Consider the following 23,324-nt stretch of genomic DNA (forward strand, 5'->3'; position numbering starts at 1 on the left):
TTTTTATTTATATCACCTCCGGAGCCATGGAAACAATAGCCTGGTGGCCGGCTTCGGCTATTTCACGAGGGATAGGACCAAAAATACGGTTGGCTCTAGGAACAAGCTCACCCTTCTTTTTATCGACGATGATAACAGCGTTCTCGTCAAAGCGAATATACGAACCATCCTTACGACGAAGCGGAGCTTTTTGACGCACTACTAGAGCGGTGAGCACCGCCTTCTTCTTTATTTCTTTTCTTGGTTCAGCTTTCTGCACCGAGAGAATAACTAGTTCACCAATACCAGCGTATCTTTTCTTGGCGCTACCAAGCACTTTGAATATGCGCCCGATTTTAGCTCCAGAGTTGTCAGCTATTTTTACTATTGATCGTGGTTGAATCATGGTAGTTAATTTAAAGATGAAAAGAAGGAAAAATGGAAAGATTAAATTACGGTGAAATGCTTGTCTTTAGAAATAGGTTTGGTTTCTTTTATATCGACTTTATCACCTATTTTTTTTGTATTGCCTGCATCGTGAGCCTTAAATTTTTTAGCTACCTTGTGATATTTCTTATATTTTTCATGCTTCACAAAACGAGTAACTTCGACGACGATAGTATCCTTCATTTTGTCGGAAACGACAACACCAGAGAAAATTCTGCCTCCTTTTTTTATGATATTCTGTTTTGTTTCTGTACTATTCATATCTTTATTTCTTGCTTCTTAACTCTGTTTTTACTCGAGCGATATCTCTTTTTAAACCTCTGCCCTCTTTGATATTCCTCGACTTACTACCAGCCAAACCAAACCTAAAATCACGTAGAGCCACCTTTTTTTGAGCAAGCAGGTCATTAAGCTCCGTCGCGCTTTTTCCTTTGATATTCTTCTTTATATCCTTAGTCTTCATTAAAGTAAAGTTACACTCGTTCTACTATCTTCCCTTTCACTGGTAATTTAGTGCCCGCCTTACGCAAAGCCTCTCGAGCCACAGCGGGAGTGACGCCGTCGACTTCAAAAAGAACTTGGCCGGGCTTTACTCTGGTGTGATAGCCCTCTATCTCTCCCTTGCCCTTACCCATTTTTACTTCCGCCGGCTTTTTAGTAAAAGGCATATCAGGAAAAAGCCTGACCCACATTCGACCAGTTTTACCTAGAGTTCTTGAAATTACTTTTCTAGCTGATTCGATTTGATTCGAAGTAACACGACCCGCCGCTATAGATTTGAAACCATGCGACCCGAAAGAGACATTTAAGTTGCGACTAGCCACTCCGATTTTATCCGGATGTTCCCTGAAAGTATGCCACTTCCTATATTTAACTTTCTTTGGAAAAAGCATGATAATTATTTTTTATCCTTATTAAAAATCTCCCCCTTATATATCCATACTTTTATACCTATTTTTCCGAGGGGCAAAAGAGCTTCATAAAATGCGTAGTCGATATCAGCTCTAAAAGTTTGTAGAGGAATGCGCCCAAGTTTTTTTGATTCAACTCTAGCCATATTTGAGCCACCCATGATACCGGAAAGAGTTATTTTTATTCCTTGAACATCACGGTTGGCAAAAGCTTTTTCAGCCATCTGCTTCATTACTCTACGGAAAGGCATTCTCTTTTCCAAGCTTTCAGTTATCATCTGCGCCACGATCATGGCATTCGACTCAGGGGACTTCACTTCTTTTATATCTATCTTCATTTCTTGCTTAGAAGAAATTTTTCTCCTAGTCATAAACTTCACTACTTCGGCCCGAAGTTTTTCCATACCTTCACCTTGCCTACCGATGATCATGCCCGGCCGACTTGTTTCGATGATAAGGCGAAATATTTTTTCACTTCTCTCGATTTCAATTGAGCTTACAAAAAAGCCTCTCATACGCTTTTTCAAAAATTCCACTATCAAAACATCGGCCCGAAGATTTTCCTTAAATTTATCTTTCGCTCCAAACCAGCGACTTTTCCAGTCTCTGGTGATGCCTAGCCTATGTGAATATGGGTGTACAGTGTGGGACATATTAATTTAATTTTTCCTTCTTTCCATCTTTACTTTTTATACTTTCTCCAAGAATAATTTCGATATGGGAAGTACGCTTGCGGACAGGGTGCGCCGCACCATGAGAAACGGGTCGGCGACGATACAAAATGGCCCCGACATCGACGCTGATTGCTTTCACAACTAAATTACTTTCATTCAAACCTTTGTTTTTCGCATTGGCTATAGCTGAATCAAGAAGTTTGTGCAAAGGGCCAGTTGCTTTCTTGGTAAGAAAAGTAAGGACTTGTTTTGCTTCTACTATTTTCTTACCCCTGACAGAATCGGCAACCACACGCACCTTCCTTGGAGATTGTCTGTAACTATTAAGTTGTGCTGTTGCTGTTTCCATTTAATTACTCGAACTATTTTTTAGTTTCAGTGGTTGATTTAGCGGCTTGAGCGGCGGAAATTTCAGCTTCCTTCTTTTTAGCTTCGAGTTCTTTCTGCATTTTACCTCCATGCCTTACGAATTTGCGAGTAGGAGAAAATTCACCCAAACGATGACCTACCATATCTTCAGAAATCAAAACTTCTACGTGAACCTTGCCATTGTGAACACCGAAAATGAAACCTACCATTTCAGGAGCGATGACGCAGGCTCGCGACCATGTTTTAATAACCCCAGTTTCTACAGGTTTCTTGCCCTCGATCTTTTTCAAGACTCGAGGATCAACATATGGGCCTTTTTTCAGTGATCGCGACATACAAAAAACGCGTGAGCGTTGTTTGGGATATTAACATAAGGTTTTGACACACGCAAACCTTAAATAGGGCAAGATGACTCTTTTTAGATTAGGGCTTGACATTTAGTTAAATATGAGTAGGGTGAGCACCAGAGCCCGTCTCAATAGAAGAGGCGGGACGATCGAAGGAGAGAAAGAAAATGAAAAATACGCGCTGGGCCATTCTGGCCCTGATTGCGCTGATTTCGCTCACGGTTTCGCCCGTGAGCGCCCTGCCGGTACTTAGTGTGGAGGTCGGCTTCAGCAACCTGCCGCTCGAAGGAGTTGTGGCGCCGGTGTCACCGGGAGCAACGGGCATCGATTTTTCGAGCCTGATGCAGTCGGCGCCGGGATGCGCCGGGGCCAACATGGCCCTATGCGGCATGGGATCGGTCGTTTTCTCAAGCACCGACTTCGACAGTGGCGTCGCGTTCAGCATGATTCTGGGGCCAAGCCTCACGTATACCACAAGCGGACCGTGGAGCGCGGCCGGCGGACCGGGAGGAAGCTTCAGCATTAGCACGCTCGGGACATACACCGCTGCAGGGTATGACCCCACGGCCGGAAGCATGAACCTGACGTTTCAACCCCCGCCAGTAGCAGGCAACTATTCGTTTTCGGCAAGCGGCGCCACATCGCCGGTGCCCGAACCGAGTTCAATCATCTTGATGAGCGGCGGCCTCATCGGCTTCTACTTCATCAACCGGCGTCACCAGTTCCGGCAACACCAGCGGAAAACCTAGCGACTTGCGGCAACGCCGGTCGCACAACCATCGGCCCCGAGCAATCGGGGCTGATTTCTTTTATAAAAATAAAACTGTTTATAACGTTTGACATTGAAGCAAATGTGAGTAGGGTAAGTTTCAGAGTCGGGCCAATTTATAGGATCCGACCAAGAACCAAGCAAGGAGAGAGTTAACGATGAAGAAAAATGTTTGTTGGGCCATTCTGGCCCTGATTGCGCTGATCACGCTCACGGTTTCGCCCGTGAGCGCAACAACGGTGATCGATTTCACCAGCCCAATTTACTCCGGAGCCACCGGAAACACGACCTTCGCCGTCGTCGATCAGGGGATTTTCAACAACCTGACGGCAAGCGGCGGGGTCCTGAACTGGACACCCGGGGGCGGACTCGGAATCAACGGGCCAACTTCGCTCGACGATCCGAGCGAAATCGGACTCCTGGAAGTGCTGGGAGATGGATTGGTTCCACCGCTCATGACCCTTTATGACATCTACCTAGGGGACATCTACACCAGCGAATTTCTGACCGGCACCGAGCAGGCGCAGTATCGCATCAACGGTGGGGCGTGGATTACCGTGAGCGCAGTCACTCCCACTTCCGGGTCGGGCCTGCTCACGATTTCAGTGAACTTGGACAACGTCTCCCAGATCGACTTCCGGGCGACGAAGTTGGGTTCCGACTTCAGCGTCCGCGGCTACAGCGCCGAAGTCGTGCCCGAGATGAGTACCATCTTCCTTTCGGGAACTGGTCTACTCGGCCTGGGATTGTGGGCTCAGATCAACATCCGGCGCAGGCGGCAACGGGAACAGCAGAAAACCTGAACCTTTGCGGCTTGCAAATGCCGCACAACCATCAGCCCCGAGAAATCGGGGCTGATTTATTTTTAATCCGCCAGCTGGCGGAACCCCTTTACATTTTAAAAAGTTTATGCTAGGGTCACCTCGGCCATGAAGTTTGTGGTACTTTGAGAATGAGGTAAAGAAATGCTACATCGGAGGCTGTGCCTAGTTGTTTTGATTTTCACTTTACTGGCTGCAGCGGCGACTGCAGGACCAATGGTCTATTTCGAAAAGGAAGAGTGGAAGGAAGCGCTAGGGAACAACGCCTCCTATGTGAGCGATAGCCTCAAGGGCGGCCCAAGCGAGATCTTCGATCTCGAGAGCGGCTGGGAGCTCTCCGGCTATAAGGAGAACGGTTTTTACGACCAGGTGTCGATCAAGAAAGACAACGAGAGTAGCTACTCGTTGCTCTCCGGAGCTCCTATGTACGCCTGGGGAGCGAATTTCGACACGGCGCCCATGGATCAGGGCAACGGCTTCTGCTTTTCCTTCCAGTACGTCGGAGGAAGCAGTGATTCGGCCGAATGCTTCAACCGCGATCCCTTTATCCAAGGGTTCGTCGGATTCGTGTTCAGTACCGGAGTCGAGAGCATCGTGCTCCAGACTAGTACTGGACCTCACTCCCCGCTCCAGGAAACGTACCTGGTATGGGATATGATCGCAGTGACGAGCATGGGAGGTGGAGGAGGAGGCCCCGGCCCACCATCTCCAAGCGAGGTACCGGAACCAGGAAGTCTCGGCCTAATCGGCCTGGGACTGGTTTATTTCGGAATCATGACCCGTCGGAGACAGGAATAACGAGTACCTTGCGGCAACGCCGCGACGGCCCCCCACCAGTTTGGTAGGGGGCCGTTATATATTATGATTTTATTATTTAGCCTTTCCTCTGCTTACCTACTTTCCTACGAGACACAATAAATTTATTTGAATATTTTTTGACTCGGCGTGATTTTTGGCCTTTGCCAGTCGGTTTGCCCCACATAGAAACAGCTCGCCTGCGGCCCCTACCTTGACGGCCTTCACCTCCTCCGTGTGGGTGATCCACAGGGTTCATAGCGGTACCACGAACAGTAGGTCTAATGCCCTTCCACCTACTCCTACCTGCTTTACCATAATTTTCCAACCTTTTTTCTTCATTAGAAACTTCACCGACTGACGCCCAAGCATTTTCACTTACTTTTCGCACTTCAGTCGAAGGCATTTTCAAATCCACCATCCCCGCATCCTTAGCTAAAACTTGTATAAACACTCCAGCAGAACGACCCAGCTTCGCTCCACTCTTCGGTTTAATTTCTGCATTGTAAACAAAAGTACCAATAGGGATATTCTTGAGTTGTAAACGATTTCCTTGTTTCAGTGGAGCGCCTTCTGCAGTTACAAGCTCTTCCCCCACCTTCACTCCTCGAGGCAATAATACATATCGCTTTTCACCATCTTTATACACGGCGAGGCCGATAAGACCGGTGCGATTTGGATCGTATTCGACAGAAGCTATCTTATAAGGCACTCCGATTTTGTCATACTTAAAATCAATCTCTCGCCAAAGCCTTTTTACTCCTGCTCCTTTATGTCTAGTCGTGACTCGACCAAAAGCATTGCGACCAACCTTTCTGTGATGACCAGAAGTAAGCGATTTTTCTGGATTGCTTGTAGTGGTAACACCCTTATAGGCGACAACGCTCATGTGCCTGCGTGATTTCGATGTTGGTTTGTAAGTTTTTATTGCCATTTTATTCTATTTTATCGCCCTTTTTAAGATAGACGTAAGCTTTTTTTACTCCAGATTTTACTCCTCGCTTTCCTCTCACCACCACATTTTTAGATGGGTTTAATACTATTCTTACTTTGATCGGAGTAACATCAAAATATGCTTTGATCGCTTTGGCTACAGATATTTTGTTAGCCTCAGGAGCTATTTCAAAAACATAAACTCCTTTTTCCGAAAGAGCAGTCGCCTTCTCTGTAATCCTAGGGCGCAAAATGACATTCGAGTATTTTGTTTTAAGATCGGTTGCCATGTTATTTGGAAAGTTTAGCGGAAAGAAGACCTAATGATTTCTCAGGATTTTCTACTATTAAATACTTATATTTCAAAATATCGAGAGGGTTAAGATTCCTCACTTCCCCTACTTCCAAATTACCAAAATTTTGAAAACTCTTCAGTGTAGGAATTTTCTTATTTTCGAGGGCGAGATAGGCGGCGTTCCTATTGCGAGTAAGCCCGCCAAAACCTTTTATTTTTGAAAGAGAAGATATTATTGTTTTTGCTTCTCTAGTTTTTGGCCCTGGCACGATAAGAGAGTCGACAAAAAGTATTTCCCCTTCTTTATTTTTTCTCGAAAGAATAGTGAACAGGGCTTTGACCTTCATCTTTTTGTTTACCTTTCTGGAGTAATCCTTCTCATTCCTTGGGCCGTGAGTGACTCCTCCTCCTACCCATAAAGGAGAACGGCGCGAACCATGCCTGGCTCTACCAGTACCTTTTTGTTTCCAAGGCTTCTTGCCAGTACCAGCCACTTCGCCACGATTTTTAGTATGAGCTACAGGAGTACGGAGGTTACCCATCATGGAAACAGCAACCTGATGCACAAGAGTTTCATTCCACTTCAAACCAAAAACGTCCCCAGGAAGTTTGATTGTTCCCACTTCTTTTCCTGTTTGATTGTAAATTTTTGAATCCATATTCTTAATTCATACTCCTTAATTCTACTAAAGTTCCCTTCCTGCCTGGGACTGCACCAGAAACTAAAATAGTATTATTTCCAGGATCGACAGCTACAATTTTCAACCCTTTTATAGTTATCCTGTCGCCACCCATTCTGCCGGCCATTCTCATACCCTTAGCCACACGACCTCCATCTCTGCCACCACCACCAATAGAGCCTGGTTCTCTTTCAGAATGCTTCTGGCCATGACTCCTCGGGCCTCCATGGAAGCCGTGCCTTTTCACCACCCCTTGAAAACCTTTTCCCTTAGAAATAGAGCTGACCTGCACCTTATCCCCAACAGAAAAAATTTCCAAACTTACTTTATCGCCCCTCTTAATCTCGCCCGGGATCTCTCCTCGATACTCCCTCAAATATTCAAAACCTGTTTTCTCTGGTAACCCCAAATCTTTTAACTGACCCAAAACTGACTTTGATATATTTTTAGCACGACGGCTACCTGTGCCTACCTGAATAGCAGTATATCCATCCTTATCGACTGATTTTACTTGAGTGACAGTAGCCGGGGTAGCACTAAGCATAGTGACAGCCGAAACACGACCGTTTTCGTCAAACACTTGGGTCATATTCACCTTTTTGGCCAATAGAAATTTCATAAAAAAATGCCCTCGGGCGTGACAAACAGATTAACAGATTAACAATTTTAATTCAAGCCCAAATCAAAAAGCGCTCCATGGAGCGCTTTTTGATTTTTGGTAATCTTTTGAAACAAAATTACATTATCTTCACGTCTATATTAACACCGGAAGGCAAGGAGAGGTTAGTCAGGGCTTCCATTACTTTGGGTGATGGGTTGATGACGTCGATCACTCTCTTATGCACCCTCATCTCAAACTGCTCACGAGCATTTTTGTAGACGAAGGGAGAACGATTGACAGTATATTTCTTAATTTCAGTCGGCATAGGCATCGGACCGACTACTTTGGCATCATAGCGCAAAGCAGTGTCGATGATTTGCTTTACCGAAATATCGAGAATTTTATACTCATAAGCTCTCACCCGTATGCGCAACTTCGAAATAGCTTCCTCTTTTTTCACTCTCTTCAGAACAGGGGTTTTCTTCTTTACTGTTGTTTTCTTTTTTGAAGTTGCTTCTACCATTTTCTTGAAAGAAGAAATTATGCAACAATCTTTGTTACGGCACCGGCTCCTACAGTTTTACCTCCTTCGCGAATAGCAAACCTCTGTTTATCCTCGAGAGCAATAGGAGCAACCAACTTTACTTTGAATGTGGCTGTGTCTCCCGGCATTACCATTTCTACACCTTCTTTCAAAGTAACTTCTCCAGTCACATCTGTCGTTCTGATATAGAACTGCGGCTTATAGCCAGTAAAGAATGGAGTATGGCGACCACCTTCTTCTTTCTTCAAGATATACACTTCAGCTTCAAATTCAGTATGAGGATTGACCGATCCTGGCTTTGCCAAAACCTGACCTCGATGTACATCTTCCTTCTTCAAGCCTCGGAGCAAGATTCCGGCGTTGTCCCCCGCTTGAGCTTCTTGTAATTGCTTGTTAAACATTTCAACTCCAGTAATAGTAGTTTTTTGAGCATCTTTGAGACCTATAACTTCTACTTCTTCACCCACCTTAGCCATACCTCTTTCTACTTTTCCAGTAACCACTGTACCACGGCCTTCGATTGAGAATATATCTTCGATCGGCATTAGGAATGGCTTATCGGTTTCCCTTACTGGCATTGGGATGAAAGTATCAAGAGTGTTTATGAGTTCCAATACTTTCATAGCCCATTCATCGGAAGCGTCCTTAGCATCAAGAGCCTTAAGGCCAGAACCACGGATGATAGGAGTAGCGGCGCCATCATAGCCGTTCTTGGTAAGAAGTTCGCGCACCTCTTCCTCCACAAGATCAATAAGGTCCTTATCAGGCACCATATCGCATTTGTTCAAGAACACTACAATTTTAGGTACACCAACTTGTTTTGCGAGCAAAATGTGCTCACGGGTTTGAGGCATCACACCATCAGTAGCAGCGACTACAAGCACCGCGCCATCCATTTGAGCGGCACCAGTAATCATGTTTTTAATGTAGTCAGCGTGACCTGGGGCATCAATGTGAGCGTAGTGACGAGCCGCTGTCCAATATTCAGAGTGGTGAAGGGCGATGGTGATGCCTCTAGCCTTTTCTTCAGGAGCATTGTCAATGCCATTTACATCTTCTACCCTAGCACCGTAACCCTTATCTTTATTCATATCAAGCACCTTCAATATAGACGCTGTAAGAGTCGTTTTGCCGTGGTCGACGTGGCCAATTGTACCTACGTTGATGTGCGGCTTGCTTCGATCAAAAGTATCTGCCATGTTTTTAAATATTAACTAATTAATTATAAATTTGACTAAACCTTAAACTGGCGACCTAAACTAACACGCACAAGGCCGCACTATTTTTAGAGTAGTTACAATTCTAACAAAAGAAATAAAATGATGCAAGAGCTGGCAAGAATTAGTATAGACGGCAATTCTACTAAGTCATAAGGAGGCTAGTCATTTTCTTCAAGCGACCAAGTTCTTCAGAAACTATGGTCGGGAATTGAGGCACTCGTTCCTGGAAAAAGCCCATTATTTTTTGATAGTCAGCTCCAGCAGCACCAAGCATCTTCTCATATTCATCAAGGTCTTTCTCAACAAGAGAATCAAAGGAGCGCTCAAGTACCGACTCAAAAAGCATATTACCCACTTTCTCTATCATTCGCTCCTGTTCAAGCGGCGACAGGCCAGCAAAACCGAAATCGTGAGCTATTTTTGATTTAATATCTGGATTCATTTATTCATGTTAATTATAGCATCTGTGTTAGGCCACTTGTTGAAGTTGTGCAGAATTAAAATTGTTTCGATGGTTTGACAAGATAAACCCTCCCAACCTTTTAACGTAAGTAGCCACATTTTCCCTGTCAGAAGGAACTACTTTACCCTCCGCCATTTTTACAAGTTCTGTCATGTGGTGAAGCATTTTCTGATGTGCTGGCACCTCTTTCAATTCCTGTTGTATATCAGAAGATAAATCACTTTCATTTGAATCCTCAGTATAAAATTCGAGAACTTTTTTAGCTGACAGAGTGCTCATAAACTTCCAATTTTCAGTCCTAATGCCAGGCACCTTACTAAGGCCAAACATGGCCTTTTCTGTGTATACAGAGTTAATATCATCCCTAAAGGCGACTTCTATTTGTTGTGCAAAAGCCGGATCCAAACTTATATTGCTTGGCCTAGTAACTCCAATTTCCGGCTTTGATAAGTGGTCGGTATCGGCATAAACATTCCTGTCCAGTTTAGGTTTTGGAAGTTCAATTTCTGCCACTTCTGCCACTTCTTCTGAAATACTAATTTTATCTTTATTATTTAAAATTTCGGCGACAGATTCATGATTTATTTCTGCATCAGGATGAGCTTCTACAAAAGCTTTCACAGAATTAGTGCTTCCTAATATAGAGTTCTTTTGAGAATCAGAAAGCTTTATGGCTTTTTCGATAAATTGATCGAGCTCTTGTTTGCTACCTATAACTTCACTTGCATTAATTTTTTGTCCGGCAAAAAGCATCGGCCCGGCACCTGGAGTTTTAGCTTCTGGCAATCCATAACTTGTCGGATCTTTCAAATCACGATTGGTAATGGCACTAATAACATAAGTTTTTTGAGCTTGATCGAGAGAACTGAACTTAGGGTGATCCTTCAACCCTTCTTCCGCTATTTTCCAAATAGAATTAACTTTTTTCGGAGTAAGCTCCACTATCCGCTCCGGCAAAAGAGATGAGGTCTCTGAAGTTGTAGGTTGCACAAGAGAAGGTTCTATCTCTGGTTCTGGTTTAAGCTCAGAAATAACAGAAGTTTCCTCAGGAGCATTGAATATAGGGGCATCAGGCCTAGGAGGAACGACGACTGGAGGTTCTGGAGTACTCTGACTTTCTGGAGTTATTTCTGTTTTACTTCCTCCTAAACCAAAATGACTATTGAGATCCATGGCACCAGAGAGAAAGCCTAACCCTGCCCCAGCACCAAAAGCGACAGCTGACTTGGCCAATATTCTTCTCTTTTTATCGGCCGCCGTTTCTTTTTCTATTTTTTCATAACTACCCATAGCTGATTTCAGATCGGTTTCATTATAAGAATATTTTAGCTTTTCTTTTTTATCTTCACCTTTAGCTTCAGCTTTCTCCGTAGAGAAAATCCTTTGAGCTCCAGCATTAACTGCGGCCATCACAGGCATCGCCGCAAGTCCTCTTAAGCCTCTAGCCCCCACATACCCAACAGCTGCGGTGGCACCCAAGAAACCAGTGGTATATCCAGCAACCCCAAAGAGAAGTGTGCTTATGGCTAATCGTTTATATTTATTTTGACTTGCATACCACTGTAAGCTCTTAAACATTGCTTCCTTAACTCTTTCTGCTAATACTGATTTTTCCCCTTCTCTAAGCCTTGCTCTCTCGACCATCATATTCTTATGTTCGACTACCACAACCTCATCCATCACCCTTCTTTTCATCTCGTGATGAGCTCTCTCAAGTTGTATTGAGTGTACTTCTCCATGACCTTCGATTTCATGTTTCAAATAAACTTCGTCTCTTATTTTGAGTGACTCTTGATCCAGAGCTGCGTAGTAAGCACCTTCAGCCTCTTGGAGTTCAAGAGCTCCTGCGTTTTCTATGCCGCTTTTTTTATTTATCCTCTCCTGCTCAAGCAGCCTTGCATAATTAGTACGCAAAATATCTAAAGAAACCCCAGCCTCTAAAACAGGCTCGGCCATTTGTATTCCACCAGCAGGTGCCACTGGTATTTCTTGAAGGGCCCCAGATTCTGGGTGTGTAATTTGTTCATTATCACTTAATGCAGAAGCTATTTCATTTGCTAATTTTTGTTTTTCTTGCTCTTCAATATCATCCACTTTAGGTGCGGCTTCGACTACAGGTTCAGTTTTAGGCTCAACATTCTGTCCTGGAACTACCTCTACTTTCGGCAAAACATCGATAACCTCATTAGCTGTTACTCCTATACCTATAACTATCTGATCTCCATGAGGAAACACTCCTCTTTGATTATCTAAAATAATTATTTTTGGAAGAGAGATTAAAACCTCTCCAGACTTTACTTTTTCTATAACTTCACACAAAGAATACAAAGTGCCTTCTATCCCTTGAAGTTGTTCCGCTTTAAGATTTTCTGGCTTAAGAGCGGGCGATAATTTTATTTCGATACCTAGACCACTTTCGTTTACAAGCTTATTAGTTTCATCAAGCTTTTCGACAAGACTAGCCAAATCTTCTGTATTGTCTGGCAATTTCTCTAGAGCCTGTGGAGCTAAAGATTTTTTTATATTTGCATCTCGGTACTTATTGGCAGTACTACGATCAAATTGACTCATAAAATCTTTCACCTGCTCTCTTGAAAGACCTTTTTTCTCTCCCATTCTCTCTCCTGGTTCAAAATTGGAAGCTGTAGCCATAAAATAATAATAACACCGTAAACAAAAATCACCAGTCTCTTCTGACGATTCTTGACTTTCAACTTTATAAACTTATGAACTTTTTGACTAAACTACTTATTCCTAGACTCAGCAATAGCATTCGCTACGTTCGGCGGGACAATAGCATAATGATCAAATTCCATGTTGGCACTGCCTCGGCCTTCTGTCATAGAACGCAAAGTAGTAACGAAGCCGAAAAGCTCAGCTAGAGGCACTTTAGCTCTTACTAATTTCAAACCAAAACGATCCTCCATCGCCTCCACAGCACCTCGTTTGGAAGAAAGGTAACCGGTGATATCGCCCATAAACTTTTCAGGCACTACCACCTCGATTTTCATAATAGGTTCGAGAATGACTGGTTTTGCTTTCTTCGCGGCTTCCTGGAAGGCTTGCGAAGCGGCTATTTTGTAGGCAATTTCAGAAGAGTCAACATCGTGGTAGGAACCAAATGTCAGTTCGCAAGAAATATCGGTCATCTTATAACCAGCTACCACTCCGCGCTCCATCGATTCTTTCACTCCTTTTTCAACGGCAGGAATAAATTCTTGTGGAATAACTCCTCCCTTAATGGAATCGATAAACTCAAAACCTTCATCACGATGAACATTTTTAGGTAATTTTTTCTCTGGATCGGCTAAAGGCTGGAGAGGTTTAATTTTAATTTTAACGTGACCGTATTGACCCTTACCACCAGTTTGTTTGATATATTTATTTTCCACTTCCGCTTCTCCAGTAATAGTTTCCTTGTAGGCTACCTGAGGGGCGCCGACATTGGCTTCCACGCTAAACTCCCTCTTCATACGATCGACAATAATTTCAAGATGCAACTCACCCATACCCATGATAACTGTTTCTCCGGTATCGGTATCGCTCTTTATTCTAAATGTCGGATCTTCATCGGCAAGACGGTGCAAAGCCATACCCATTTTTTCTTGATCGGCTTTGGTTTTTGGTTCAATACGGAGTGAAATAACAGGCTCTGGAAATACTATCTGATCAAGCATAATAGGGTTACTCTCGTCACAGAAAGTGTGTGAAGTTTTAGCTGTTTTCAAGCCTACGGCGGCAGCAATTTCTCCAGCAAAAACTTTTTTTACCTCTTCCCTTTGATTGGCTTGCAAACGAACGATACGACCAAGGCGCTCCTTATCACCAGTAGTCACATTATAGATATAACTTCCAGCCTCGATAGTACCTGAGTAAACACGGAAGAATGTCAGTTGACCCACAAAAGGATCAGCCTGTAATTTGAAAGCTAGAGCAGAGAAAGGTTCAGTATCAGAAGCATGCCTAGTGACCTCCTCGCCAGTTAAAGGATTGAGTCCTTTCACAGGAGGAATGTCGAGAGGACTAGGAAGATAATCTACCACAGCGTCAAGCACTAACTGAACTCCTTTATTTTTAAGAGCAGAACCAGTAAGGACTGGGAAAATTTTGTTCTCGATAACAGCCTTACGAAGAGTTTCTTTGAGAAGCGGCAGGGAGACTTCAACCCCCTCTAGATACTTAGTCATCAAAGCTTCATCGTTCTCTACTATTCTTTCAACTAGTTCGCCACGATATTTTTCAGCCTCAGCTCTTAAGCTTTCTGGAAAAGTCACTTCTACTACTTCGTTTCCAAGCTGACCTATAAATCCATAGGCCTTCATAGTAAGAAGGTCGATCACTCCCTCATGTTTGTCCTCTTCTCCAATCGGTATTTGCATACGCACGGCTTTTTTCGAAAGTCTATCGAGAATCGATTTGTATGATCGTTCAAAGGAAGCCCCTGTTCTATCGAGTTTGTTGATAAAACAGATGCGAGGTACGTTTGCCTCCTCAGCATAACGCCAATTAGTTTCAGACTGAGGCTCTACACCAGCCACACCGTCGAATACTACTACGGCTCCGTCGAGTACTCTTAGAGATCTTTTTACTTCTACGGTGAAATCGATGTGGCCAGGAGTATCAATGATGTTAAACCTATATTTGTTGGCAGAATTGGTACGGTCTTCTACTGAAAGATGGGTAGGGCCCCAGAAGCAAGTAATAGCAGCGGCAGTAATAGTGATGCCCCTCTCTCTTTCCTGCTCCATCCAATCGGTAGTAGTTTCTCCCTCATGCACTTCGCCGATTTTATGTTGCGCTCCAGTATAAAACAAAATGCGTTCCGACACCGTCGTCTTCCCTGCATCAATATGAGCGATGATTCCGAAATTCCTAACTCTTTCTAAAGGATAATCTCTGTTCATTTTTTAAATTTAAAATTTATTTAACTTCTCGACTTACTCGGAGTAATTTTTGCGAAGCAAAAATTACCAGGCAAAATGAGCAAAAGCTTTGTTTGCTTCAGCCATTTTATGAGTGTTCTCACGTTTTCTGATAGCTTCACCCTCATTTTTAGAAGCCAAGATTATCTCTTCAGCCAACTTTTCTGCCATTGGCTTACCCTTCTTGGCTTTAGCGGCCTCTATAACCCACTTCATACCGAGGTATAGGCGACGCTCAGGCCTTACTTCTCTCGGAACTTGATAATTAGCACCTCCCACTCGGCGAGAACGTACCTCCATTGTTGGGCCAGTGTTATTCAAAGCTGTTTCAAATATAACTATCGGATCTTCCACCTTCTCCTTCTCTTTTATCAAATCAAAAGATGTATACACTATTTTACGAGCAGTATTTTTTTTCCCCTCCTGCATAACATAATTGATAAACTTCTCGATTTTGGTCGAATTAAATTGAATATCAGGCTTTACTATATTTCTATTTTTAACTTTTCTTCTCATCTTTTATTTTTTCGGCCTCTTAGCTCCATAAGTAGAACGTGAAGTCATGCGTTTTTCCACACCTCCAGCATCGAGCTTGCCACGTACGATGGTATAACGGACACCGATATCCTTCACTCGGCCTCCTCGAAGCACTACCATCGAGTGCTCCTGTAAGTTGTGGCCAATACCAGGGATATAAGCGGTGACTTCCATACCATTAGTAAGACGGACCCTGGCTATTTTACGGATAGCAGAGTTAGGTTTGCGAGGAGTTTTAGTAGTAACCTTTGTACATACGCCTCTTTTAAAAGGTGAAGCATAGTATACCGGCCTATTTTTCAAAGTATTGAAACCGCGAGCTAAAGCTACCGCTTTTGACTTAGCATGCATTTTTTTCCTCTTCTTTTTTACTAACTGATTGATGGTCGACATATAAAAATCCCCGACCGACCAAGCTTCGCTAGTTCGAAGCGGGCGGGCCTTCCGGGACAACTGACATAATTTAATACAAACCCTCCTAAAAAGCAAATTTAGAAAAATGAAGAACCGACAAGGAGTTTAAAGAGGACGGAAGCGGCTGGAGAAAGAAAGGGCCAGAGGACAAAAACAAAGAGGAAAACTAGTGGAAGACCCCAGCGTTCGACACTAGTCCGAAGATGCTGCAGGTGGTAAGGCAAAATAGCAAAAAGTATTTTTGAGCCATCGAGAGGAGGAATAGGAATGAGGTTGAAAAGAGCCAATACTATATTTATAAAAACCAAGTAGCCCGATAAGAAAAAGAATCCTTCTGACGTTACCCCATACGCCGCCGCTCCTCTTATAATAAGAGCGAAGACTATAGCCATGATTATATTTGAAAGCGGCCCAGCTAAAGCCACTATGGCTTCGCCCCACTTTTTATTACTTAGGTTATATGGATTGAAAGGAACAGGCTTGGCCCAACCGATAATCACGCCCCCGACAAAAAAACCTATTAAAGGTACTAATATAGAGCCAACAGGATCAATGTGTGAAATAGGATTTAAAGTGAGCCTACCTTCATACTTAGCGGTCGGGTCGCCAAGCCACAAAGCAGCATAGCCGTGGGATACTTCGTGAATCACGACCGAAAAAAGAAGTATTAGGATAATAAAAATAAATTCCATTTTGCTTATATTAGACTTTATGCTAACATAGTCAGCACTATGGCTAAAGTATGCGCGATTACAAATAAGAGCTCACAAGTTGGAGGACGCTACTCCAACAGGACTCGTGCTCTCCAATTCAACCCTTGCGGTGATGTAAGGCGCTATGCCAACATGCAAAAAAAACGCATCTTCGTACCTGAGCTCAATAAAACCATCACTCTCACCCTTTCCGCTCGGGGTATCAAAACTATTCAAAAGAAAGGCGCTTTTGCTACTCTAAAAGAAGCCGGGATAATTTAACCCCACCCTCAGGTGTTATTTCAATTTCAAGTTCGCGCCATCACTCCCAAAGACAATTCTTCCTTCTGTATCAGTACGCAGGATTTTGACATTATTGTTTTCTAAAATTTTCAAAACTTCAAGAGTAGGGTGACCATATCTATTTTCTTTCCCAGATGAAATAACTGCGTACTCTGGAGCTACGGCTTTTACAAACAAGTCAGATGTAGAAGTTTTTGAACCATGATGCCCTACTTTTAAAATATCAGCATTCAAGTTACTCCCTAAATATATAAGTGCGTTTTCGGTTTTTATAGGAGCATCCCCAGTGAGTAAAAATTCTGTCTCACCATATACTAGCCGAGCTACAATAGAAGCGTCGTTGGTTTCCCAATTTGTAACATCACCCACTGGAAAAATAATTTCTAAATTTACTCCAGCACCAAGTTCCACTACCATTCCCCTCCTAGCTTCTATAAGTGTAGTCGAAGCAATTTTTCTTTTTAGTTCTAAATAGACATTGGTGTCAGTATCGACTCCCGGCTCCATAAATAAACTAATTTTATATCTATCAAAAACATCATTAAGTCCTCCCACGTGATCAGCATCGGGATGAGTGGCGATGACAACATCGATAGAACGATCGTAAAAAGGCATCATTGCGCCAATTTCCCGCAGAATAGATCGCCCCGGCCCACCATCAATAAGCACCTGATTACCGTTAGGTGCCTCGATAAAAATAGCGTCTCCTTGGCCTATATTCAGAAAAGCTACGGTCAAAATCTTGCTTCTTATTTCTGTCACATATATATAAACAGAAATAACACAAACAAAGAGTAGAAGGGTAAATAGAGCTAAACGAATTTTTAATCTGCGGTTCATGTCGTTATGATACAATATCATCATCTATTCCTTAATTTATTCGTTATTTTCTATACCATGACAAAGTTCGAAGCAAAAAAGTTTAATATTCCAGAATTGAAAGGTATTTCAGCTAAAAGCATAGAGGAACATATCAAACTTTATGAGGGCTATGTGAAGAACGCTAACTTAATTTTGGAGCATATAGACGAATTAGGAAAAGACAGCGAGAAATATGCCTACGAGCTCGGAGAAATAAATAGGCGGTTTTCATTCGAATTCAACGGCATGCGCAATCATGAAATATATTTTGCATCTCTGGAAGGCGGCGGTTCGTCTTGTGTAGATGGTCATCTTCTACACAAAGAGATTGAGAAAACTTGGGGGTCGTTCGATCTGTTTTTAAATAGATTTAAAGCTATAGCTCTAACTCGTGGAGTCGGTTGGGCGATATTATATTATGATCCACAAACAAAACAATTACTGACAGCTTGGATTGACGAGCAACATCTAGGCCAACTCTCTGGCTGCTCGGCTATCCTTGCTCTAGATATGTGGGAACACTCATTCGTATTCGATTACCAACCTTCAGGAAAGAAAAATTATATAGAAGATTTTTTTGCTAATTTAAATTGGGGTGTGATTGAAAATAATTTCGCTCTCGCCATAGAATAGTGAGGTAGATTATATAAACTAGAAACACTACCCACAAAGAAACTGTGGATACAGAAACTGCGGCCAAAGGAACAGCAGAAGCAAGTTCCGAAATTTTGATTATAAATTCAAGAATAAAGTAGGCCGGAAAAGCTAAGATTTTTGAAATAAAGGGAATAAATCCAAAGATCCCTGAAACCCCGGTAAACAACATAGCAAGAGGCACAAGAGGGAGCACTAAAAGGTTGACCGGCAAAGAAATAATGGAAAATTGACCAGTCATGTAAATGAGAGCCGGCAAGACAAAAATCTGGGTAGAAACGGTAGCTAAAAATATTTCCTTAAAAACTTGCTTCCACTTAAGACTAGTTACCTGTATGTGTGAAAGGAAGCTAAATTTACGTTCGATTATGGGTGAAACGACAATAAGTCCGAATGTGGCCAAGAAAGAAAGTTGGAACGAGGGGTCATAAAAAAGAATCATCGGGTTCCAAAAAACCATGGCGATACCAGCCACAAACAGAGTACGCAGAGCGAGAACTGGCCGACCCAGGAATCGAGCAAGTATGGCAAGGAGAGCCATTATGGTAGCCCTCAAAACAGTAGCCGAGAAACCCACGATCAGCGCAAAAGAAAGCATAAGTATGACTGCAATCAAAAGAGAAATTCCTCTCTTGAGATTAGGAAATTTGCCAAGCGAATATAAAACACCGACCAAGATAATAGTCATGTTATATCCAGAAAGAACTACGATGTGAATAATGCCCACTCTTCTAAAGATATCGAGTAGCTCATCGCCAAGCGACTGCTTCACACCTATGGTGATACCGAGAGCCAAAGAGGCGGAAGGTTCGGGTAAAGCATTTTGAATGTTTTTTATAAAACTGTTTTTTATTTTATACAAAAAAGACAAAAATATATTCCCCTCCCCTCTCGCCAACACTTCGATCAGTGGTCGGAAAGAAACATAACGAATATCATCTTTGGCTAGATAATTTTCATAATCGAACTCTCTTCCTAAATCACTTTCAAAATTTTTTGGAAATTCTATTTTGCCTTTAAATTCAATTGCATCGCCATAATTAAACTCAGGAAATCTTTCTGCCGTGATCAAAATTTTATACTCGCCGAATCCTTCTTCGGGCTGAAATATATAACGAGTAGTGGTGTCCCGTACATCTGGTTCTGAAACTATTTTCCCCCTGAGTTCAACCTCACTCGCTACGTACTGATCGCTTTCCAAATACAGTGGAGGCAAGGAAAAATAATAGCGAACGATAAAAGCAGTGAGGAGAAGTAAGCTAAATAAAATATTTTTCCTTTGAGCCATCGTAAAGTTGTACATTTATTCCATCCGCAAAATCGGTAGCGATTTTGTCGCATCTATTATTTAACTCATTATCAGCATGGCCCCTGACATGATGCCATTCTACTTTTCTTTTTTCCGTTTGTTCTAGAAGTTCCTGCCATAAATCTTTATTCAAAACATCTTTCTTAGCTTTAGTTCTCCAACTATTCTTTAGCCAACCTGAGATCCACAAGGTAATACCTTTGATTAAATACTCTGAATCAGAGTGGATTTCTATCTCACCTCGCTCGACATTTTCTGATCCAGAAAGTGCTCGAAGAGCCTCGATCGCCGCCCGGAGTTCCATCCTGTTATTCGTTGTATGGAGATCCCTTCCTCCTATTTCTTTCACTTTTCCAGCTTCAAAAATAATTGCCGCATATCCCCCCGGCCCAGGGTTTCCCTTCGACGACCCGTCAGTATAAATAGTGATTTTTTCTATTTTTATTTTTTTATTAGGAAAAATTTCAGCGTATCCAGTTCCTCTAGAACCAGTGAGCTGTCCATTAAGTCTTTTTTGTCTTTCCTCGTCATTCATAAAATAATTTTATCACATGTAAAATAACACCCCCTAGCCCCCTCTTAATATAAGAGGGGGTAACCGAGCTCTAGAGTATCGCGCCCCTCTCTTAGAGTAAGAGAGGGGTTGGGTGAGTTATTTATTATTGAAAAAAATCGACAATACGTAGGCGGGTTTCAGTGCGGCCGCCGAAGAAGGATTTTTCGAGGTTGGCAACCAAATTTGTAGCTCGGCCCTCTTGAAGACTGCCGCCATATGAATCGGGAGTAGAGAAGAAGCTTATGGCCCGCGCGGTGTAAGATCTATCACGCAATAAAACCTCGGTATGTTCTTTAGCTTTACCAAAACTAGAGACTTTTTCAGCGACAACATTATTAAAAATGAAAACTGGTTTTTCGTTGCCTATTCCAAAAGGAGCAAGCTTATTTATTTTATCCGCTACTCCGCTATTCACGTCTTTTATTTTCAATTCCATGTCAACAAAAACTTCTGCGCCTGAAATACTGCGATTGATCGCAGTATTCAAACTAGCGTTTATAATCGCTTCTTCAAGAGTGTGGATCATTTCATTACTGACCGAAAAGCCTCCCGACATTTTATGGCCGCCAAACTCGAGAAAATGGCTGCCGACCCGTTCCATCAAAGCGACAAGATCGGTCACTCCTTCGGAACGACATGACCCTTTTATTTCATCGCTTCCCCCTCGTCCCCAAAGGAAAACTGGCCTATTGTATTCTTCGACTATGGAATTAGCCGCTAGACCAAGGAGGGAAGGCCGCCACTCGGGGTTACCAAGCACAATCACCGGCTTCTCTCCATAACTCTCAAATCTATGGGCAATATGTTTTTTGGCTTCTTTTACAATGCCGGCTACGACACCTTTACGTTCATTATTTATTGAATCGAGATGTTTTGCTATCGCTTCAGCTCTACCTTCATCGCTCTCTACTAAAAGTTCGAAGGCATCACGAGGTTTACCCATCCTCGAAGCGGCATTGATACGAGGGGTTATCATAAAAGAAATATCATCTTCAGAAAGGGTAGCTCCGTTCATCCTCAAAATAGAATACAGTTTTTGCAAGCCTGGGCGACGAGTCTTACGAAGGACTTGTAAGCCGTAATACGATAAGACTCTATTCTCCCCCATAAGAGGCACCATGTCAGAGAGAGTAGCTAGGCCTACCAAATCAAGCAGCCATTTCTCCTGGCCCGCTTTTAGTAAACTCCTTTTCTTAATTAGAATTGCTTCTATCAATTTCCAAATAACGCCAGAGCCACAGAGCACCCGCTCTGGATATTTAGAATCTTTCAATTTTGGGTTTATGATCGCGAATGCATCGGGCAATTCTGAACCTGGCTTGCCCGACGAAGCTTTAGCGGAGGCGGGCTCATGGTGATCTGTAATTATCACCTCCATGCCCAACTCTTTAGCCATTGCAACTTCCTTCAAATTCCTAATTCCACAATCAACTGTAATTATTAAATTAATGCTTTCTTCTTTAAATCTTTCCATACCTTCTATATTCAAGCCGTATCCTTCGTCATGTCTGTCGGGAATATAATTTATAAAATTGCTGAAACCTATTAACTTAAAAAAGTCGTGGAGAAGTGCTCCTCCGGGTATACCATCGGCATCATAATCGCTCCATATAGCTACCTTTTCACCTTTATTTATCGCTCTCAATATCCTCTCTACCGCTTTTTCCATATCAGGCAAAAGAAATGGATCGTGCATATGTGCCTCAAAATCAGGCTTTAGGAATTTCTCCTTTTCTTCTTTGTCCAATATGCCCCTATTATGTAAAAGTTGTTCCACCAAATCATCTGAAACCTTTTCTTTCACGGTATACTTTTTCTGCATTTCAGTATCATAGCATTTGTTTTCCTCCCCCTGCTAAGGGGGAGGTGCCGAAGGCGGAGGGGGTGTTATAATTTGACCATGCAAGACTGTATTTTCTGCAAGATAGTAAAAAGTGAATTACCTTCATACAAAGTATATGAGGATAATGATTTTTTGGCTTTTTTAGATATTAATCCCCTTTCCCCAGGCCACTGTCAAATAATACCAAAAGAACATTGCCGCTGGGTTTGGGATTATCCTGAAGCAGGAAAATATTTTGAGATTGTAAAAAAAATCGCTCTCGCAGAGCAAAAAGCTTTTCAAACAGAATCAATATTAGTAAAAATAGACGGGCAAGATGTTCACCACGCTCATATCTGGGTCTACCCCCACCAATCTACCCCAGGAGATGCGAAAGATTTTAAACAGAATTTAGAGCTTCTATCCCAGGCAATGTCCCAGTAGCTAGAAAGTCGAGCATGGCACCCCCAGAGGAGGAGACGAAAGTAAATTTATCTTTAATACCCAGCTCTTTTATGACAGCCAAAGTATCGCCTCCCCCCACTACTACTTCGGCTTGACCCGAAGCACAAATTTCAGAAAGCATCAGTGCTAATTTTTTAGTTCCCTCTGTAAGCCCTTCCTCATATTTACCAAGTGGCCCGTTCCAGAGAATAAATTTTGAATTTGTAATTTTTAAGTTTAAAACTTCAAGAGTTTCTTGATTGGCATCAAGAGCAGCCACGTCGCCAACAGGCAAATTAATTTTGGGGTTATTTACGAGCTCAGTTTCTGAAGCAGGTTTAGCAATAGCCCCAAGTACAAAAACCTGATCAGCTACTTTCAAAAATTTTTCAATCAAAGGTATTTTGGTTTCAAATTTTGCCCCTCCCAATATAAATATGAACGGATGCGCTGGACTCAAAGCTTTTGAAAGATTTTGATACTCCTCCATAAAATAGATACCAGCATACGAAGGCAATAATTTAGGGACACCTATTATAGAAGCGTAGGCTCTGTGTGACTCCGAAAAAGCATCATTCACATACAACTCCGCTTTGCTGGCCAATTTTTCAGCAAAATCTTCCTCATTCTTTTTTTCGCCCTCCCATTTTCTTATATTTTCTAAAACTACAAGTTTTGCCTCTGGAATAGCCTCAAGATCATCACAAAAAACTGCTGGTACTTTACTCCCAAAGTATTCGAAAGCCGGTTTTAAGGACTCTCCCTCCTTTGTAATATGACTTACGATTAAAATTTTGCCTCCTCTATCTAGAATATAATTTATGGTCGCAAGCGAATTATCTATCCTCTCTGGATCGAGTACCTCTCCATCTCGGACTGGCACATTCCAATCGACCCTCAAAAGTACTCTTTTCCCTTCAAAATTTTGTATTTCGGTAATTGATTTCATTGATTTTAAATAC

At 42.5% G+C, this 23,324-nt stretch carries 30 protein-coding genes; 6 read left to right on the top strand and 24 right to left on the bottom strand.

The annotated features are described in order from the left end of the window. Positions 1 to 7: 7 nt before the first annotated feature. The 7 genes from rplN to rpsS are packed head-to-tail and all read right to left on the bottom strand — an operon-like array spanning position 8 to position 2,715. The gene (rplN, locus tag VJH67_02960) at positions 8 to 385 is read right to left on the bottom strand and encodes a 50S ribosomal protein L14 (protein HEY4516121.1); all 378 of its coding nucleotides are present in this window, start codon (positions 383 to 385) and stop codon (positions 8 to 10) included. Between the two features lie 41 nt (positions 386 to 426). Continuing rightward, complete coding sequence (rpsQ, locus tag VJH67_02965; GenBank protein ID HEY4516122.1) at positions 427 to 687, bottom strand: 30S ribosomal protein S17; 261 nt, start codon at positions 685 to 687, stop codon at positions 427 to 429. Between the two features lie 4 nt (positions 688 to 691). Continuing rightward, positions 692 to 889, bottom strand: coding sequence for a 50S ribosomal protein L29 (rpmC, locus tag VJH67_02970; GenBank protein HEY4516123.1), 198 nt, complete (start codon positions 887 to 889; stop codon positions 692 to 694). 10 nt (positions 890 to 899) lie between these two features. Beyond that, positions 900 to 1,319, bottom strand: a complete 420-nt coding sequence (gene rplP / locus VJH67_02975; protein ID HEY4516124.1) for a 50S ribosomal protein L16 — start codon at positions 1,317 to 1,319, stop codon at positions 900 to 902. 5 nt (positions 1,320 to 1,324) lie between these two features. Then, positions 1,325 to 1,990: a 30S ribosomal protein S3 gene (gene rpsC, locus VJH67_02980; protein ID HEY4516125.1), complete on the bottom strand. Its 666-nt coding sequence runs from the start codon at positions 1,988 to 1,990 to the stop codon at positions 1,325 to 1,327. Position 1,991: 1 nt separating this feature from the next. Beyond that, positions 1,992 to 2,360 carry a 50S ribosomal protein L22 gene (rplV, locus tag VJH67_02985; protein ID HEY4516126.1) on the bottom strand — a complete coding sequence of 123 codons (369 nt, stop codon included), beginning with the start codon at positions 2,358 to 2,360 and terminating at the stop codon, positions 1,992 to 1,994. A 13-nt stretch (positions 2,361 to 2,373) separates the two neighbouring features. Beyond that, the gene (gene rpsS / locus VJH67_02990) at positions 2,374 to 2,715 is read right to left on the bottom strand and encodes a 30S ribosomal protein S19 (protein HEY4516127.1); all 342 of its coding nucleotides are present in this window, start codon (positions 2,713 to 2,715) and stop codon (positions 2,374 to 2,376) included. 179 nt (positions 2,716 to 2,894) lie between these two features. On the opposite strand from rpsS, the gene VJH67_02995 reads away from it, so the two are divergent. From VJH67_02995 to VJH67_03005, 3 genes are all read left to right on the top strand, one after another. Continuing rightward, entirely contained in the window at positions 2,895 to 3,476 is a 582-nt protein-coding gene (locus VJH67_02995) for a PEP-CTERM sorting domain-containing protein (protein HEY4516128.1), read from the top strand. A 178-nt stretch (positions 3,477 to 3,654) separates the two neighbouring features. After that, positions 3,655 to 4,299, top strand: coding sequence for a hypothetical protein (locus tag VJH67_03000; protein ID HEY4516129.1), 645 nt, complete (start codon positions 3,655 to 3,657; stop codon positions 4,297 to 4,299). 234 nt (positions 4,300 to 4,533) lie between these two features. After that, positions 4,534 to 5,115: a PEP-CTERM sorting domain-containing protein gene (locus VJH67_03005; protein HEY4516130.1), complete on the top strand. Its 582-nt coding sequence runs from the start codon at positions 4,534 to 4,536 to the stop codon at positions 5,113 to 5,115. A gap of 76 nt (positions 5,116 to 5,191) precedes the next feature. Here VJH67_03005 and rplB read toward each other — a convergent pair whose 3' ends face one another. From rplB to VJH67_03065, 12 genes are all read right to left on the bottom strand, one after another. Then, the gene (gene rplB, locus VJH67_03010) at positions 5,192 to 6,046 is read right to left on the bottom strand and encodes a 50S ribosomal protein L2 (GenBank protein ID HEY4516131.1); all 855 of its coding nucleotides are present in this window, start codon (positions 6,044 to 6,046) and stop codon (positions 5,192 to 5,194) included. Position 6,047: 1 nt separating this feature from the next. Next, entirely contained in the window at positions 6,048 to 6,335 is a 288-nt protein-coding gene (locus VJH67_03015; GenBank protein HEY4516132.1) for a 50S ribosomal protein L23, read from the bottom strand. 1 nt (position 6,336) lies between these two features. After that, on the bottom strand, positions 6,337 to 6,999 hold the full coding sequence (rplD, locus tag VJH67_03020) for a 50S ribosomal protein L4 (GenBank protein ID HEY4516133.1): 663 nt from the start codon (positions 6,997 to 6,999) through the stop codon (positions 6,337 to 6,339). Positions 7,000 to 7,003: 4 nt separating this feature from the next. Then, positions 7,004 to 7,639, bottom strand: coding sequence for a 50S ribosomal protein L3 (gene rplC, locus VJH67_03025; GenBank protein HEY4516134.1), 636 nt, complete (start codon positions 7,637 to 7,639; stop codon positions 7,004 to 7,006). 118 nt (positions 7,640 to 7,757) lie between these two features. After that, positions 7,758 to 8,144 carry a 30S ribosomal protein S10 gene (gene rpsJ, locus VJH67_03030; GenBank protein HEY4516135.1) on the bottom strand — a complete coding sequence of 129 codons (387 nt, stop codon included), beginning with the start codon at positions 8,142 to 8,144 and terminating at the stop codon, positions 7,758 to 7,760. Between the two features lie 17 nt (positions 8,145 to 8,161). After that, positions 8,162 to 9,364 (bottom strand): elongation factor Tu, encoded by a 1,203-nt coding sequence (gene tuf, locus VJH67_03035; GenBank protein ID HEY4516136.1) that lies wholly within the window; start codon positions 9,362 to 9,364, stop codon positions 8,162 to 8,164. Positions 9,365 to 9,527: 163 nt separating this feature from the next. Beyond that, positions 9,528 to 9,827, bottom strand: coding sequence for a DUF5663 domain-containing protein (locus tag VJH67_03040; protein ID HEY4516137.1), 300 nt, complete (start codon positions 9,825 to 9,827; stop codon positions 9,528 to 9,530). 27 nt (positions 9,828 to 9,854) lie between these two features. After that, a complete protein-coding gene (locus tag VJH67_03045; GenBank protein ID HEY4516138.1) occupies positions 9,855 to 12,500 on the bottom strand; it encodes a hypothetical protein in 2,646 nt (881 codons plus the stop codon). Positions 12,501 to 12,592: 92 nt separating this feature from the next. Continuing rightward, the gene (gene fusA / locus VJH67_03050) at positions 12,593 to 14,752 is read right to left on the bottom strand and encodes an elongation factor G (GenBank protein HEY4516139.1); all 2,160 of its coding nucleotides are present in this window, start codon (positions 14,750 to 14,752) and stop codon (positions 12,593 to 12,595) included. Between the two features lie 63 nt (positions 14,753 to 14,815). Continuing rightward, positions 14,816 to 15,286 (bottom strand): 30S ribosomal protein S7, encoded by a 471-nt coding sequence (gene rpsG / locus VJH67_03055; protein ID HEY4516140.1) that lies wholly within the window; start codon positions 15,284 to 15,286, stop codon positions 14,816 to 14,818. A 3-nt stretch (positions 15,287 to 15,289) separates the two neighbouring features. Continuing rightward, a complete protein-coding gene (gene rpsL / locus VJH67_03060) occupies positions 15,290 to 15,700 on the bottom strand; it encodes a 30S ribosomal protein S12 (protein ID HEY4516141.1) in 411 nt (136 codons plus the stop codon). A 98-nt stretch (positions 15,701 to 15,798) separates the two neighbouring features. Next, the gene (locus tag VJH67_03065; GenBank protein HEY4516142.1) at positions 15,799 to 16,413 is read right to left on the bottom strand and encodes a site-2 protease family protein; all 615 of its coding nucleotides are present in this window, start codon (positions 16,411 to 16,413) and stop codon (positions 15,799 to 15,801) included. A gap of 39 nt (positions 16,414 to 16,452) precedes the next feature. On the opposite strand from VJH67_03065, the gene VJH67_03070 reads away from it, so the two are divergent. Further along, positions 16,453 to 16,695 (top strand): bL28 family ribosomal protein, encoded by a 243-nt coding sequence (locus VJH67_03070; GenBank protein ID HEY4516143.1) that lies wholly within the window; start codon positions 16,453 to 16,455, stop codon positions 16,693 to 16,695. A 15-nt stretch (positions 16,696 to 16,710) separates the two neighbouring features. Here the strand turns inward: VJH67_03070 and VJH67_03075 are convergent, their stop codons facing one another. After that, entirely contained in the window at positions 16,711 to 17,580 is an 870-nt protein-coding gene (locus VJH67_03075; GenBank protein ID HEY4516144.1) for a ComEC/Rec2 family competence protein, read from the bottom strand. Between the two features lie 33 nt (positions 17,581 to 17,613). Between VJH67_03075 and VJH67_03080 the strand changes: the two genes are divergently transcribed. After that, the gene (locus tag VJH67_03080) at positions 17,614 to 18,210 is read left to right on the top strand and encodes a Fe-Mn family superoxide dismutase (GenBank protein ID HEY4516145.1); all 597 of its coding nucleotides are present in this window, start codon (positions 17,614 to 17,616) and stop codon (positions 18,208 to 18,210) included. Here VJH67_03080 and VJH67_03085 read toward each other — a convergent pair. The 3 genes from VJH67_03085 to recJ form a co-directional block, all read right to left on the bottom strand. Next, positions 18,158 to 19,519, bottom strand: a complete 1,362-nt coding sequence (locus VJH67_03085) for a ComEC/Rec2 family competence protein (GenBank protein HEY4516146.1) — start codon at positions 19,517 to 19,519, stop codon at positions 18,158 to 18,160. The genes VJH67_03080 and VJH67_03085 overlap by 53 nt on opposite strands. Next, the gene (gene rnhA / locus VJH67_03090; GenBank protein HEY4516147.1) at positions 19,491 to 20,075 is read right to left on the bottom strand and encodes a ribonuclease HI; all 585 of its coding nucleotides are present in this window, start codon (positions 20,073 to 20,075) and stop codon (positions 19,491 to 19,493) included. Before rnhA ends, VJH67_03085 begins: the two co-directional genes overlap by 29 nt. A 124-nt stretch (positions 20,076 to 20,199) precedes the next feature. Then, a complete protein-coding gene (gene recJ, locus VJH67_03095; GenBank protein ID HEY4516148.1) occupies positions 20,200 to 21,918 on the bottom strand; it encodes a single-stranded-DNA-specific exonuclease RecJ in 1,719 nt (572 codons plus the stop codon). Between the two features lie 78 nt (positions 21,919 to 21,996). On the opposite strand from recJ, the gene VJH67_03100 reads away from it, so the two are divergent. After that, entirely contained in the window at positions 21,997 to 22,362 is a 366-nt protein-coding gene (locus tag VJH67_03100) for an HIT domain-containing protein (protein HEY4516149.1), read from the top strand. Here VJH67_03100 and pgk read toward each other — a convergent pair. Then, entirely contained in the window at positions 22,319 to 23,311 is a 993-nt protein-coding gene (pgk, locus tag VJH67_03105) for a phosphoglycerate kinase (GenBank protein ID HEY4516150.1), read from the bottom strand. The two genes, VJH67_03100 and pgk, sit on opposite strands and share 44 nt — an antisense overlap. Positions 23,312 to 23,324: the final 13 nt, after the last annotated feature.

The sequence above is a fragment of the Candidatus Paceibacterota bacterium genome, assembly GCA_036517255.1.
In the GTDB taxonomy this organism is placed as follows: Bacteria; Patescibacteriota; Minisyncoccia; order Phycocordibacterales; family WO2-35-19; genus DATDXE01.